This window comes from Leclercia sp. W6, from assembly GCF_003336345.1.
Classification (GTDB): Bacteria; Pseudomonadota; Gammaproteobacteria; order Enterobacterales; family Enterobacteriaceae; genus Enterobacter.
The window spans coordinates 362,396-376,223 of the sequence record NZ_CP031104.1; the positions used below are offsets into that span (position 1 = coordinate 362,396).

Consider the following 13,828-nt stretch of genomic DNA (forward strand, 5'->3'; position numbering starts at 1 on the left):
TGCTCCGTTAATTAAGCCAGGCGCCAAGCGGCAGCGTCACATCCAGCAAGCGGTCAAAGGCGTACCACAGGAAAATGCCCATCACCACACCCGAGATCCCCGCCGCAGGGAGGCTGGCGTTAAACAGCATGCCGATCACCATCGTCAGGATGGCGGTCGCCACCGGGAAGCCGAGCCATTCAAAGCCCCAGGCATACATCAGCAGCACAATGACCATCACCAACAGCCGCTGCAAAATGCGTCTGGGCGGCCACTCTACGGTATCCGGATGGCGTAACAGCATAGCCACCGAGCAAAGCAGCATCAGGCCGACAATGCCCATTGGAAAGGGGCGTGGCCCCACGGGTTCATAGCTGTATTCGCTGTGGATCTGCCAGGCGACGAACATCCCGCCAATGCAGAGCAACAACCAGATCCCGGCAAAAATGCGATCGCTCATAGCGCCTCCGGTTATTTGGCCAGGCCAAACGCTTTTGCCTTCTCGCGGTAGTCATTCACCTGTTTTTTGACATACTCGTCCAGCTGCTTACCGTTCAGGTTGAACTCAAACAGCCCGCGCAGATCGCGCTGCTTTTTAAATTCGTCTGTCTGCTGCAGTTTGTTAAAGTTGTCGACCCACCACTGGTATTCGGCATCGGTCACTTTTGGCCCGACAAAGAAGCCGCGGATAATCGGCCAGACGAGGTCATAACCCTGCTCTTTTGCAGTCGGCACGTTTGCCAACTGTCCGGGCAGACGGTTTTCGGAGAAGACCGCCAGCACGCGGATTTTATCCCCGTTCAGGTAGGGCACCATTTCACTGAGGTCACCGGAAACTGCCTGCACGTGGTTGCCCATCAGCGCCGTCACTGGTTCACCGCCGCCCTCAAACGCCACGTAACGCATTTTGTGCGGATCCACTTTCGCCTGCTGCGCCAGCAGGGCGGCTTTCATCCAGTCCTGGCTGCCGATGGAGGCGCCTGCACCAATCACCACGCTGTTAGGGTCTTTTTCCATGGCGGTGAGCAAATCTTTCAGGGATTTCCACGGGGAATCTGCGCGCACGGCGATCATGCCGTAGTCGGTACCGACGGTGGCCAGCCAGCGCACGTCATCCACGCCGTAGCGGCCAAACTTGCCCTGGGAAAGGTTCAGCAGCGAGCCGCCGGAGAAGGCGACCACCGTGCCGGCTTCCGCCGGTCGTTGCGCGACGATCGCGTTATAGGCCACCGCGCCCACGCCACCTGGCATGTAGGTTACACGCATCGGTTTTTCAATGGCCTTCGTTTCCAGCAGGCTGACCTGAATCAGCTTGCAGGTGAGATCGAAACCGCCGCCCGGTTTGGCCGGGGCAATACATTCGGTGCGGGACGGGGCGTCCTGCGCCTGGACAACAGAGGCACTCAACATTAATACGCTTGCAGCAACCGTTGAAAGTAATTGTTTTTTCATCGTTTATCCTCACGCCGGCGATCCGGGGGTACGGGTACGGGTTTTTTTCTGATTATGTGAACCACCTTGTAGCGGTTCCGTTGCGTGATTGTTAAAACAATAACCTTTCATTTCCCTTTCAACGCGACACCAACTTTACAGGATGTGATATGCGTCTCTTACTGGCGGAAGATAATCGTGAGCTGGCTCACTGGCTGGAGAAAGCGCTGGTGCAGGAGGGCTTTGCCGTAGACTGCGTTTCTGACGGGCGCGCGGCCGATCATCTCCTGCAGGGGGAAAACTACGCGGTGGCGATACTGGACATCGGTATGCCCGGTTTTGACGGCCTGGAGGTGGTGCACCGTTTACGAAAACGCGGCCAGACCTTGCCGGTGCTGTTTCTCACCGCACGCAGCAACGTGGCGGATCGGGTGAAAGGCCTGAATGCCGGGGCGGATGATTATCTGCCAAAACCGTTTGAGCTGGAGGAGCTGGACGCCAGGCTTCGCGCCCTGCTGCGCCGAAGCGAGGGGCGAACCCAGGAACGCCAGCGTCTTGGGGAGCTTGAGTATGATGACGACGGTTTTTTCCTGCTGCGCGATGAGCCGCTCTCGCTCACCCCGCGTGAACTGTCACTGCTGAAGGTGCTGATGCATCGCCGCACCCGGCCCGTCTCCCGCCAGCAGTTGTTCGATCAGGTGTTTAGCCTGAATGACGACGTCAGCCCGGAGAGTCTCGATCTCTACATTCATCGCCTGCGCAAAAAACTGACTGGCAGCGGGGTGCGGATCACCACCCTGCGCGGGCTGGGCTATGTGCTGGAGTGCGGCGATGAAGTGGGTTAAACCTCAGTCGCTTTATCTGCAGCTGCTGCTTTTTCTCGGCCTGCCGCTGCTGTTGCTGTGGGGATTGTCGGCCTTTAACAGTTACGTTAGCGCCCTGCAGGCGGCGACCCAGGCGTACGACCGCACGCTGTTATCGTCGGCGCGTACCGTCTCTGAGCGGCTGGAGGTGCACAACGGCAAGCTGCTGGTCGATGTTCCCTGGGTGGTGCTCGACAGCTTCGAGCTGAACATGAACGATCGTCTCTATTACAAGGTAGTTGACCCGGAGGGGCGGGTGATCTCCGGCTATGACGATCTACCGAACATGCCCCGCTCCACGTCGCGCACCACGCACTATCCCGCGCTGGCTTGGTTTTATCATACTGAGTATCGCGGCCAGGCGATCCGCGTGGCGAAGCTGCTCCAGCCAATTAACGAAGACAATGTTTCCGGTATGGCGGAGATCTACGTCGCCGAAACCTTGCAGTCGCGGCGCTATCTGGCCACTCAGCTCCTGTTTTCATCGCTCGTTTCGCAGGGGCTGCTGGTGCTGCTGACGCTGGTCTTAACCGCCTGGCTGCTGCGCCGCGTGCTGCGCCCGATGCGTCAGCTCTCCTCGCTGATGGTGCGCCGTGAGCCAGGGCTGCTGGCCCCGCTGCCGGAGCTGCTGCCCTGGTCGGAAACGCGGCTGCTGATCGTGGCCTTTAACCGCTATATCGACAGATTACGCGGCGTGCTTTCCCGCCAGGAGCGCTTTAACGCCGATGCTTCTCATCAGCTCAAAACGCCGCTGGCGGTGCTCAAAACCCAGGTTTCCGTTGCCCTGACGCGAAACGATCCGGCCCTGTGGCAGGAGAGTTTACGCGCCATGAACGTGACGCTGGACAACACCATCGTCCTTACTGAACGGCTGTTGCAGTTCTCCACGGTGAAGCACAAAGAGCAGGGAGAGCGCCAGTTTGCCCCGGTGGATCTGGTTCAGGTGGTGCAGAACTGCTGCTTCTCCCGGCTGGCGCAGGCGCGCAGCAAGGGGATCGATTTAGGTTATGAGGGCATTCAGCAATCCGTCATGATTGAAGGTGATGAGGTGCTGCTGGGCGAACTGTGCGCCAACCTGCTGGAGAATGCGATCAAATACACCCCGCAGCAGGGCATCGTCACTGTGTCTCTGCACACGGTTAACGACGCTGTTGAGCTGAGCGTGGAGGACAGCGGACCGGGAATTGCTGAAGATCAGATTTCCCAGGCCATGCTGCCGTTTCATCGGCTGGATAATGTAGGAGATGCCGCCGGGTCCGGGATTGGGCTGGCGCTGGCCAACGATATCGCCCGCCTGCACCGCAGCCATCTTCAACTGATGGCCAGTGAAAATCTGGGCGGTCTGTGCGTCAAAATGCGCTTTTTGTTGATGACGTAAATGTTGATATTATCAAATCGTTACAAACTAATTGTCCGACGCACACGGAGTCCATTGATCCCATAGCCAGTCAGGTTAAAATCTCGCGGTTTTGGATATCTGTGAACAAATTGTGCGGGATCACGACAATGAAAAAAGTGGCATTACTGGGCTTAGGCCTGATGTGTGTATCGGCAGCGGCCAACGCTATTTCCTTCAACGGCTCGGCGGGCGAGGACTATACCCACCTGGGCTTTGGTCTTGGCACGGATAGCGCAGGCCTGGCGATGACCGGCGGCTGGACGCATAACGACGACGATGGCGATGCGGCAAGCCTGGGCCTCGGTTTTAACGTTCCGCTTGGTCCATTCCTGGCGACCGTCGGCGGTAAAGGCATTTACACCAACCCGAACGACGGTGACGAAGGTTACGCGGCGGCAGTGGGCGGCGGTCTGCAGTGGAAAATTGGCGACAGCTTCGGCCTGTTCGGCGAGTATTACTACTCTCCGGACTCCCTCTCCAGCGGTATCGACAGCTATGAAGAAGCCAACGCGGGTGCGCGCTGGACCATTATGCGTCCGATTACCATCGAAGCGGGTTATCGTTACCTGAACCTGGCGGGCAAAGAGGGCAACCGCGACAACGCCCTTGCTGATGGCCCGTACGTGGGCGTGAGCGCAGGCTTCTGATCCCCCGGCGCGGCCTCCTGCCGCGCCTGTTTCTCTTTCTCCCTCCGCCGATTGCGTTATAGTGTTTTCACCACCTAAGCGGGAGAACACAATGATAAACGTGGAGATGCTGTCCACTGGCGATGAAGTGTTGCATGGACAAATTACCGATACCAATGCGGCCTGGCTGGCTGATATTTTCTTTGAGCAGGGATTACCGTTAACGCGCCGTAATACGGTGGGCGATTCGCTGGACGCACTGGTCAATATTTTGCGCGAGCGCAGCGAACATGCGGATGTCCTGATTGTAAATGGCGGGCTTGGCCCAACCAGCGATGACCTGAGCGCGCTGGCAGCCGCCACGGCAAAAGGTGAAGAGCTGGTGCTGCACACCGAGTGGCTCAGCCATATGGAGCGTTTCTTCAGCGATCGCGGCAGGGTGATGGCTCCCAGCAACCGCAAGCAGGCGGAAATTCCGGCCAGCGCGGAATTGGTGGATAACCCGGTCGGCACCGCCTGTGGTTTTGCCATTCAACTTAATCGCTGCCTGATGTTTTTTACCCCCGGCGTCCCGTCCGAATTTAAGGTGATGGTCGAACAACAGATCCTGCCGCGTCTGCGCCAGCGTTTTACCTTGCCTGAACCCCCGATCTGTTTACGTCTCACCACCTTTGGCCGCTCGGAGAGCGACCTGGCGCAGAGCCTGGATCACCTGAGCTTACCGACAGGGGTGACGATGGGTTATCGCTCTTCCATGCCGATTATCGAGCTAAAGCTCACCGGCCCGGCCACGGAAAAAGACGCGATGCTGGCGCTCTGGCCTGAGGTGCAGCGCGTGGCGGGCGAAAGCCTGATCTTTGAAGGAACCGAAGGGCTTCCGGCGCAGATCGCCCGCGATCTGCAGGCCCGTCAGTTGAGCCTGACCCTGAGCGAGCAATTCACCGGCGGCCTGCTGGCGTTACAGCTCTCGCGGGTAAGCGCTCCGCTGCTGGCAAGCGAAGTGGTGCCTTCCCAGGAGGAGACCCTGGCACAAACTGCCCACTGGGTTGCCGAGCGGCGCGTAAAACATTTTGCCGGTCTGGCTCTGGCGGTGTCGGGTGTGGAAGAGGATCATCTTAACTTTGCCCTGGCTACCCCGGAAGGCACCCATGCCCTGCGGGTTAAGATGAGCGCGTCGCGCTACAGCCTGGCGGTGCGTCAGGAAGTCTGCGCCATGATGGCGCTAAACATGCTGCGTCGCTGGCTGGCAGGTAAAGAGGTGGCCAGCGAGCACGGCTGGATCAACGTGGTGGAATCGCTGTTCGTTGAGTAAACGGTTTGCCGGGGCGGCGGCCCCGGCGATAGCTAACCCAACGCCTTCGCCAGCAGCGTGATGGGATGTTCGCAGCGCTTGCGGGTGGACATCTCTATCTGCCACTTGCAGGTTTCGCAGTCGGTCACCACGATATCCGCGCCGCTCTCCTCAATCTGGCGGAACAGCGGCGCGCCAATCGCCTGTGATGTTTCGTAGTTTTCACGCTTAAAGCCGTACGTCCCCGCAATGCCGCAGCAGCGCGAATCCAGCACCGTCAGCGCCAGCCCCGGAATTAACCGCAACAGTTCCAGCGTGTAAAGCGACCAGCCCATTTTTTCCATATGGCACGGCGTGTGGTAGACCACTTTCAGGGGTAAATTTCTCAGGGGTAACGTCTGCCCGCTCTCCAGCTTGCGCCACAGGAAACGCGTTGCCAGCTCAATATGTTCGCGCAGGCCGGTATTGTCCACGTCCAGCAGGTGCGGATACTCATCGCGCAGCGTGAAGGTGCAGGTCGAGGAGGTGGCGAGCACCGGAATGCCTTTATCGACAATAGCCTCGCGCAGCGACGAGACGTTGCTTTCGGCCTGTTTGCGCGCTTTATCGGTAAACCCGTTGGCGATCAGCGGCACGCCGCAGCACTTCTCCTTGCTCAGCAACTGCACGCCTGTACCCATGGCGTTCAGCACTTTCAGCAGATCTTTACCCAGCTGCGGGTGGTTGTAATTTACATAGCAGCCATGGAAGAACGCCACCTGATCGGCGTACCGCGCCTGTTCTGCCGCTACGGATTTGTACCAGCGGCGGAAGGTGCCGTGGGAATATTTAGGCAGACTGCGGTGATGGTCTATCTTCAGCGTGGCATCCAGCAGCTGGCGCACCGGTTGCAGCGAGGTCGCGGCATTCACCAGCGGGGCAAACGGCGTGGAGACGCTGCCCATCAGGTCGGTATGGCTGAGGATGGCATCGCGCAGCGACGGTTTTTGCGTACTGTAGCGCGCGCGGGCACGCTGAATGATGTCGCCGATTTTCACATCCGACGGGCAGGCGACTTCGCAGCGTTTGCAGTTGATGCAGTATTTCAGCGCGTCATCGTACAGCGCACCGTCCTTCAGACGCAGGCGCTCGCCATCCGGCCCGGCCTGTTTCGGCCCCGGATAGCGTGGGTTAACGCCGCTGACCGGGCAGACGGTGGTGCAGACCGTGCATTTGATGCAGCTTTCAAAGCGGGTGTCGTTCATTGTGCAGCCTCCGTGCGCTGGCAAATCTGCTCTGCCACAGAGAGCGCCGTTATGGCGCAGACGCCACCGCCGCAGCCCTGGGCGATAGGATCGTATCCGCCCAAAAGCGAGCCGATGGCGTAGAGATTTGGAACTGACTTTCCTGAAAGTTGCGGATGCAGCTGGTTATCCACAATCACGCCGAACTGCTGCCAGGGCTGCGGGGTGAAGAAATCGCTTTGATACCAGTCCGCGCGGGAGGCACTCTGGCTGACATCCAGCCCCATAATCGCCTCGCGAATGCCGTCCCGGCTGCTCAGCAGACCGTTGCTGAAGAAACTGCCGCTTGCCAGCACCGCGTAACGCGCACGAAGCGGAATATCGTCGTGATTGCGCGTCCAGATTTCGCTCACCGCGCCCTCAGTCAGGGTGATTTTTTTCACTTCATCACCCGCCATCCACACGCCTCCCTGAGCCACAAACTGGCGCTGAAGCTGGTTATGCAGGCGAATGCCGGGCACGGAAGGGGGAAGCGTTGGCAGCTGGCCGAGCGAGCAGGGCAGGCGATCGGAGAGCCAGCGCCACAGACGGTTATCACCTAAGCCAAAACAGGCGGGCATAAAGAGCGCATCGCATCCCTCTGCAAGCGGTTTGAGCGCCTCAAGCAGCTGCGGCCATTTCTCTTCGTTATCGAGAAAACGGGCAATATTCACCGCGCGAAACTCGCTGGGGTTATCGCGCAGGACATCAAGCTCGGGCAGCTCAATCTCTGCCGCTTCGGCATTAACCCCCTGGCGGCAAAGTGACGCCGCCGCGAGATGAGGCTGAAAATCAAGAAAACCGCTAATACCCACCACTCGCACACGCGTGGCATTGAACGGGGCGACAGGGACCTCTTCCGGGCTGAGCCAGGCGGCGCGCAGCGTACCGAGCGGGGTCACCCGCTGGTGATTGCGCTGCGCGCTGCCCTGCATGCGTGCGCCACACTCAGCCAGTAACGCTTCGGCTTCCAGCGCAAAGCGCTCAACATTATGCGCGCCTGTCAGATGATAGGGGTGCTCCGGCGGCAGCGTATCGCGGTAAGTATCGTCCAGCAGATCCAGCGAGCCCGACGAGAAGTGCAGGGCGCTCTGGCCCCGGGTGATGATGGCGCAGCGCAGCCCCTGCTTCGTGAGTTTGATGCCACAGAGCAGACCCGCCAGCCCGCCGCCGACGATCACGGTGTCAAATTTCATCGCGTTGCTCCTTCTCCAGACCGCAAAGCCCCTGGTACACCCAGCGGGTAAATTCGCTTTCACGCAGGGCATCGCCCCAGGCGACAGGCTGAATGCCTTTCCAGCGCTCGTTTAAAAAATCGCTGAGCTGATCGAGCGACTGGGTGGCGGTGGTGGTATGAAAACGCTGCAACAGCCCGGCGGCACGGCAGGCACACAGCTCCCCCTGACAGGTGCCCATCCCGACGCGGGTGCGGCGGCGGAGATCGAGCAGGCTATTCACCGTCAGATTCTCCACTGCGTATTGCACTTCCCCGGCGGTAACGGCTTCGCATTCGCATACCAGACTGCGGCTCAGCCGCCCTTCGCCCAGCCAAACTGGCGTTCTGTCGCCATGGCGATAGACAGCCGAACCACGCAAGGGGGCGGGCAGGGAGATAATTTTTTGCACTGTTTTCTCGGTGGACTGGCGCGAGCCGGGCAGGGGCTGGTCTGCGGTCACGCACGGTGCGGTATTGCCCAGTTTGCGGCAGACGGCATCCGTCGCCCATTCGGCCATCAGACGGTAGGTCATTAATTTACCGCCAGTGATGGTGATGAAGCCGTCCAGCCCGTCGCGCGCGGCATGGTCAAGCAGCACAATGCCGCGGCTGACATTGCGTCCGCTCGGGTCGTCATCGCTGGCGACAAGCGGACGCACGCCTGCGTAAGCGCGCAGAATACGCGTCTGGGCCATCACCGGCGCCAGTTTTTCCCCTTCGCGCAGCAGGATGTCCACCTCTTCTGCGGTGACCCGATTGTAATCAATCTCGCGGTAGTCCACCTGGGTGGAGGTGGTGCCGATTAACGAAATGGTATCGCCCGGTACGAGGATGTCGGCATCAGACGGTTTGCGGCAGCGGTTGATGACATGGTTATTAATGCGGTGGTCGAGGATCAGCAGCGAGCCTTTGGCCGGAAACATGCGCACAGAGAGATCGGCGTATTCCGCGATGCGCTGCCCCCAGATCCCCGCCGCGTTGACTACCACGGCGGCATACAGCTCGCTCTGTTCGTTGTAGTGCATATCCAGGACCCGCACGCCTTTGATGCGATGCCCCTCGCGGATAAGCCCGGTGACTTGATGGCCGGTCAGGATCCGCGCGCTATGCTCGCGGGCGTCCAGCATGTTGGCCGCCGTCAGGCGAAACGGATCCACGGTGCCGTCCGGGACTTTTACCGCCCCGGTCAATGCCGGATTAACCGAAGGCTCGATACGGCGCGCTAGGGCAGGGTCAATGGCTTGCGCCTGAATGCCCGCGGCCTGGCAGGCGGTAATGAAGGTTGACTGAAAGGTAAGATCGTCTTCGGGAAGCGTAATAAACAGACCGTCGGTGGGCTCAATACAGTGACGGGCAATGCGCCGGAGGATCTGGTTTTCGGCGATACATTCGCGTGCCGATTCGCCGTCGGTGACGGCGTAGCGGGCGCCGCTGTGCAGCAGACCATGATTGCGCCCGGTTGCGCCCGTTGCAATATCATGGCGCTCCAGAAGCGTGACGCTCAGCCCCCTGAGTGCGCAGTCGCGGGCGATGCCTGCGCCGGTCGCGCCTCCGCCAATGATAATCACATCGCTATAGCGTGGATCGTGAATTGTCATTGCCAACCCTCTGTGTTCGTTTTATCTCATTTAGCCACATAAAAACTGTGGTTTGTTTGATATCGAACACAAACGAGCGAAATTCGAAAGTGAAACGTGATTTCATGCGCTTTTTTGCGCATTCTGTCATATTTCTGTAACAATCTGTGCGTTGATTCACAGTAACAATTACCGTGATTTCTTAACATCCCCGCCTCTCTGGCCGGGCGCGTGTTGTCCGGTCATTTTTTGAAAGGCCACGGAGGCTGTTATGCTCAGTATCTTTAAACCTGCGCCACATCGGGCGCGACTGCCAGAGGCAGAGATAGACCCTCTTTACCGCCGTCTGCGTTGGCAAATCTTCATGGGGATTTTCTTTGGCTATGCGGCGTACTATCTGGTACGTAAAAACTTCGCGCTCGCCATGCCGTACCTGGTGGAACAGGGCTTCTCACGGGGCGATCTCGGTTTCGCGCTGTCGGGGATCTCTATCGCCTACGGTTTTTCGAAATTCATTATGGGGTCAGTGTCGGATCGCTCGAATCCGCGCGTGTTCCTGCCCGCCGGTCTGATCCTGGCGGCAGCGGTCATGCTGTTCATGGGCTTTGTGCCGTGGGCGACCTCCAGCATTGCCATTATGTTCGTGCTGCTGTTCCTCTGCGGCTGGTTCCAGGGGATGGGGTGGCCACCGTGCGGACGCACTATGGTGCACTGGTGGTCGCAGAAGGAGCGCGGCGGTATCGTGTCGGTATGGAACTGCGCCCATAACGTGGGCGGCGGGCTTCCACCGCTGCTGTTCCTGCTGGGGATGGCCTGGTTCAACGACTGGCACGCCGCGCTCTATATGCCAGCCTTTGGGGCAATCCTGGTGGCGATTATCGCCTTTGCACTGATGCGCGACACGCCGCAGTCCTGCGGTCTGCCGCCGATTGAAGAGTACAAAAACGACTATCCGGATGATTACAGCGAGAAGCACGAAGAAGAGCTGACGGCAAAGCAGATCTTCATGAAATACGTGTTGCCGAACAAACTGCTGTGGTACATCGCGGTGGCGAACGTGTTCGTCTACCTGCTGCGTTACGGCATCCTCGACTGGTCACCGACCTACCTGAAAGAGGTGAAGCACTTTGCGCTGGATAAATCTTCCTGGGCCTACTTCCTCTACGAATACGCCGGGATCCCGGGGACGCTGATTTGCGGCTGGATGTCGGACAAAGTGTTTAAGGGCAACCGTGGCGCGACGGGCGTCTTCTTTATGACCCTCGTGACCATTGCCACCGTCGTCTACTGGCTCAACCCGCCGGGCAACCCGGGCGTGGACATGGCCTGTATGATCGTCATCGGCTTCCTGATTTATGGCCCTGTTATGCTGATTGGTCTGCATGCCCTGGAACTGGCACCGAAAAAAGCGGCAGGTACGGCGGCAGGCTTTACCGGTCTGTTCGGCTACCTGGGCGGTTCAGTGGCGGCGAGCGCCATTGTGGGCTATACCGTTGACTTCTTCGGCTGGGACGGCGGCTTTATGGTGATGATCGGCGGCAGCGTGCTGGCGGTACTGCTGCTGATTGTGGTCATGATCGGTGAAAAACGTCACCACGCGGAAGTGCTGGCGCGTCGTCAATAAGGAGCATTGCCATGAAAGTAACGCAAATTGCGACCGGTCTGCTGCTGGCGGGCCTGATGACCGGCTCCGCCCTGGCGGCGGATAAAATCGTTATTGCCCATCGTGGCGCAAGCGGCTATCTGCCGGAGCATACGCTGCCGGCGAAAGCGATGGCCTATGCGCAGGGGGCTGATTATCTGGAGCAGGATCTGGTGATGACGAAGGACGACCAGCTGGTCGTCCTGCATGACCACTATCTTGACCGGGTGACCGATGTGGCGGATCGTTTCCCATACCGTGCCCGAAAAGATGGCCGTTTTTACGCCATTGACTTCACTCTGGATGAAATCCGCTCTCTGAATTTTACCGAGGGCTTTGAGATTGAAAACGGTAAGAAGGTGCAGGTTTACCCCGGACGTTTCCCGATGGGTAAATCGGACTTCCGCATCCATACCTTCCAGGAGGAGATTGAGTTTGTTCAGGGGCTGAACCACTCGACCGGCAAACATATCGGTATTTACCCGGAAATCAAAGCGCCGTGGTTCCACCATCAGGAAGGGAAGGATATCGCCGCGAAAACGCTGGAGGTGCTGAAACAGTACGGCTACACCAGCAAGAAGGATAAAGTCTACCTCCAGTGTTTTGACGCCGCGGAACTGAAGCGCATCAAAACCGAGCTGGAACCAAAGATGGGGATGGATCTCAATCTGGTCCAGCTGATCGCTTATACCGACTGGAATGAAACCCAGGAGAAGCAGGCAGACGGCAAGTGGGTAAACTACAACTACGACTGGATGTTTAAGCCGGGCGCCATGAAGCAGATCGCGCAGTACGCCGACGGGATCGGGCCGGATTACCATATGCTGGTGGCGGAAGGTGCAACCCCGGGCCACGTGAAGCTGACGGCGATGGTGAAAGAGGCCCACGCCAGCAAGATGCAGGTGCATCCGTATACGGTGCGTGCTGACCAGTTGCCGCCGTATGCCACGGATGTGAATCAGCTTTACGAGGTGTTATATAAGCAGGCGGACGTAGACGGATTGTTTACGGACTTTCCGGATAAAGCGGTGAGCTTTTTGAAAGATTAATGCTGAAATTGCCGGGTGGCGGCTGCGCCTTACCCGACCTACGGACTGCGGTTTTGTAGGCCGGGTAAGCGAAGCGCCACCCGGCACAATTACATCTCGATCTCTATATCCCCTTTTGCCCGACAGCAGCAGGGCAAAATTTCACCGTCATTGATGAAGGCCAGCGGTTCGGTTATCCAGTCAACCTGACCGGTCACCAGACGACAGCGGCAGGAGCCGCAGTAGCCTTCGCGGCACTGGTATTCAACGGCAATCTGGTGGGATTCCAGCGCAATAAGCAGGGAGGGGTGCTCTTCCTGACACAGAAGCTCTGTGCCAGAAAGACGAAGCGTTACGCGGCTCATCAGAGCTGGAAGTCGCTCAAATCGTCGGTGTTGACTTCGGAGTCAATCTGACCGACCAGGTAGGAGCTCACTTCCACTTCCTGTGGGGCAACCTGCACGTTGTCAGAAACCAGCCAGGTGTTGATCCACGGGATTGGGTTGGAGCGGGTCTGGAACGGCAGATCCAGGCCAACCGCCTGCATGCGGATATTGGTGATGTACTCCACATACTGGCAGAGAATATCTTTGTTCAGGCCGATCATGGAGCCGCCCTGGAACAGGTATTCCGCCCACTCTTTCTCCTGCTGTGCCGCCTGAACAAACAGGTCATAGCTCTCCTGCTTGCACTCTTCAGCAATCTCAGCCATCTCCGGATCGTCAGCGCCGCTGCGCAGCAGGTTCAGCATATGCTGGGTGCCGGTCAGATGCAGGGCTTCATCGCGGGCGATGAGGCGAATGATTTTGGCATTGCCTTCCATTAGCTCGCGTTCCGCAAAGGCGAAGGAGCAGGCGAAGCTGACGTAGAAGCGGATCGCTTCCAGCGCGTTCACGCTCATCAGGCACAGGTAGAGCTTTTTCTTCAGCTCGCGCAGGTTCACGGTGACGGTTTTGCCGTTCACGCTGTGCGTACCTTCGCCCAGCAAATGCCAGTAGCTGGTCATCTCGATCAGGTCGTCGTAGAAGTGGGAGATGCCTTCCGCGCGCTTCAGGATCTGATCGTTGGTGACGATATCATCGAAGACAATCGCTGGATCGTTGACGATGTTACGGATGATGTGGGTATAGGAGCGGGAGTGGATCGTTTCGGAGAACGCCCAGGTCTCAACCCAGGTTTCCAGCTCAGGGATAGAGATCAGCGGCAGCAGCGCGACGTTCGGGCTACGACCCTGAATGGAGTCCAGCAGCGTCTGGTACTTCAGGTTGCTGAGGAAAATGTGCTTTTCGTGTTCCGGCAGCGCCTGGAAATCGATGCGGTCGCGTGAAACGTCAACTTCTTCCGGACGCCAGAAGAAAGAGAGTTGCTTTTCAATCAGCTTTTCGAAGATGTCATATTTTTGCTGATCGTAGCGCGCCACGTTGACCGGTTGGCCGAAGAACATCGGCTCTTTGAGCTGGTCGTTTTTCGTCTGTGAAAAGGTGGTGTATGCCATGAGTATGTCCTGTGAGAGA

At 58.5% G+C, this 13,828-nt stretch carries 13 protein-coding genes; 6 read left to right on the forward strand and 7 right to left on the reverse strand.

Translation table 11 applies throughout. From position 1 onward, the window contains the following. Positions 1-7 precede the first annotated feature (7 nt). Both DVA43_RS01820 and DVA43_RS01825 read right to left on the reverse strand, forming a co-directional pair. Positions 8-439 (reverse strand): tripartite tricarboxylate transporter TctB family protein, encoded by a 432-nt coding sequence (locus DVA43_RS01820; protein ID WP_103180436.1) that lies wholly within the window; start codon positions 437-439, stop codon positions 8-10. A gap of 11 nt (positions 440-450) precedes the next feature. Next, complete coding sequence (locus tag DVA43_RS01825) at positions 451-1,431, reverse strand: tripartite tricarboxylate transporter substrate binding protein (RefSeq protein ID WP_114314389.1); 981 nt, start codon at positions 1,429-1,431, stop codon at positions 451-453. A 149-nt stretch (positions 1,432-1,580) separates the two neighbouring features. Here DVA43_RS01825 and tctD point away from each other — a divergent pair, with 149 nt between their 5' ends. The 4 genes from tctD to DVA43_RS01845 all read left to right on the forward strand — a co-directional run bounded on the left by tctD (position 1,581) and on the right by DVA43_RS01845 (position 5,610). Then, entirely contained in the window at positions 1,581-2,255 is a 675-nt protein-coding gene (gene tctD / locus DVA43_RS01830; protein WP_103180432.1) for a transcriptional regulator TctD, read from the forward strand. Next, positions 2,242-3,651 (forward strand): sensor histidine kinase, encoded by a 1,410-nt coding sequence (locus DVA43_RS01835; RefSeq protein WP_114314390.1) that lies wholly within the window; start codon positions 2,242-2,244, stop codon positions 3,649-3,651. Before tctD ends, DVA43_RS01835 begins: the two co-directional genes overlap by 14 nt. Positions 3,652-3,779: 128 nt before the next feature. Continuing rightward, complete coding sequence (locus DVA43_RS01840) at positions 3,780-4,319, forward strand: YfaZ family outer membrane protein (protein WP_103825126.1); 540 nt, start codon at positions 3,780-3,782, stop codon at positions 4,317-4,319. 91 nt (positions 4,320-4,410) lie between these two features. Further along, positions 4,411-5,610, forward strand: coding sequence for a nicotinamide mononucleotide deamidase-related protein YfaY (locus DVA43_RS01845; protein ID WP_114314391.1), 1,200 nt, complete (start codon positions 4,411-4,413; stop codon positions 5,608-5,610). Positions 5,611-5,642: 32 nt separating this feature from the next. Here the strand turns inward: DVA43_RS01845 and glpC are convergent, their stop codons facing one another. The 3 genes from glpC to glpA are packed head-to-tail and all read right to left on the reverse strand — an operon-like array spanning position 5,643 to position 9,665. After that, positions 5,643-6,833 carry an anaerobic glycerol-3-phosphate dehydrogenase subunit GlpC gene (gene glpC, locus DVA43_RS01850; RefSeq protein ID WP_114314392.1) on the reverse strand — a complete coding sequence of 397 codons (1,191 nt, stop codon included), beginning with the start codon at positions 6,831-6,833 and terminating at the stop codon, positions 5,643-5,645. Next, positions 6,830-8,047 carry a glycerol-3-phosphate dehydrogenase subunit GlpB gene (gene glpB, locus DVA43_RS01855; protein WP_114314393.1) on the reverse strand — a complete coding sequence of 406 codons (1,218 nt, stop codon included), beginning with the start codon at positions 8,045-8,047 and terminating at the stop codon, positions 6,830-6,832. Before glpB ends, glpC begins: the two co-directional genes overlap by 4 nt. Further along, positions 8,037-9,665 carry an anaerobic glycerol-3-phosphate dehydrogenase subunit A gene (glpA, locus tag DVA43_RS01860; RefSeq protein WP_114314394.1) on the reverse strand — a complete coding sequence of 543 codons (1,629 nt, stop codon included), beginning with the start codon at positions 9,663-9,665 and terminating at the stop codon, positions 8,037-8,039. The genes glpB and glpA overlap by 11 nt, the downstream gene beginning before the upstream one ends. A 250-nt stretch (positions 9,666-9,915) precedes the next feature. Here glpA and glpT point away from each other — a divergent pair, with 250 nt between their 5' ends. Together glpT and glpQ are read left to right on the forward strand one after the other, a co-directional pair. Beyond that, positions 9,916-11,268, forward strand: a complete 1,353-nt coding sequence (glpT, locus tag DVA43_RS01865) for a glycerol-3-phosphate transporter (RefSeq protein ID WP_103825121.1) — start codon at positions 9,916-9,918, stop codon at positions 11,266-11,268. 11 nt (positions 11,269-11,279) lie between these two features. Next, entirely contained in the window at positions 11,280-12,335 is a 1,056-nt protein-coding gene (gene glpQ, locus DVA43_RS01870) for a glycerophosphodiester phosphodiesterase (protein ID WP_114314395.1), read from the forward strand. 89 nt (positions 12,336-12,424) lie between these two features. Here glpQ and yfaE read toward each other — a convergent pair whose 3' ends face one another. Next, entirely contained in the window at positions 12,425-12,679 is a 255-nt protein-coding gene (gene yfaE / locus DVA43_RS01880; RefSeq protein WP_103180417.1) for a class I ribonucleotide reductase maintenance protein YfaE, read from the reverse strand. After that, positions 12,679-13,809 carry a class Ia ribonucleoside-diphosphate reductase subunit beta gene (nrdB, locus tag DVA43_RS01885; protein WP_114314396.1) on the reverse strand — a complete coding sequence of 377 codons (1,131 nt, stop codon included), beginning with the start codon at positions 13,807-13,809 and terminating at the stop codon, positions 12,679-12,681. Before nrdB ends, yfaE begins: the two co-directional genes overlap by 1 nt. Positions 13,810-13,828 lie beyond the last annotated feature (19 nt).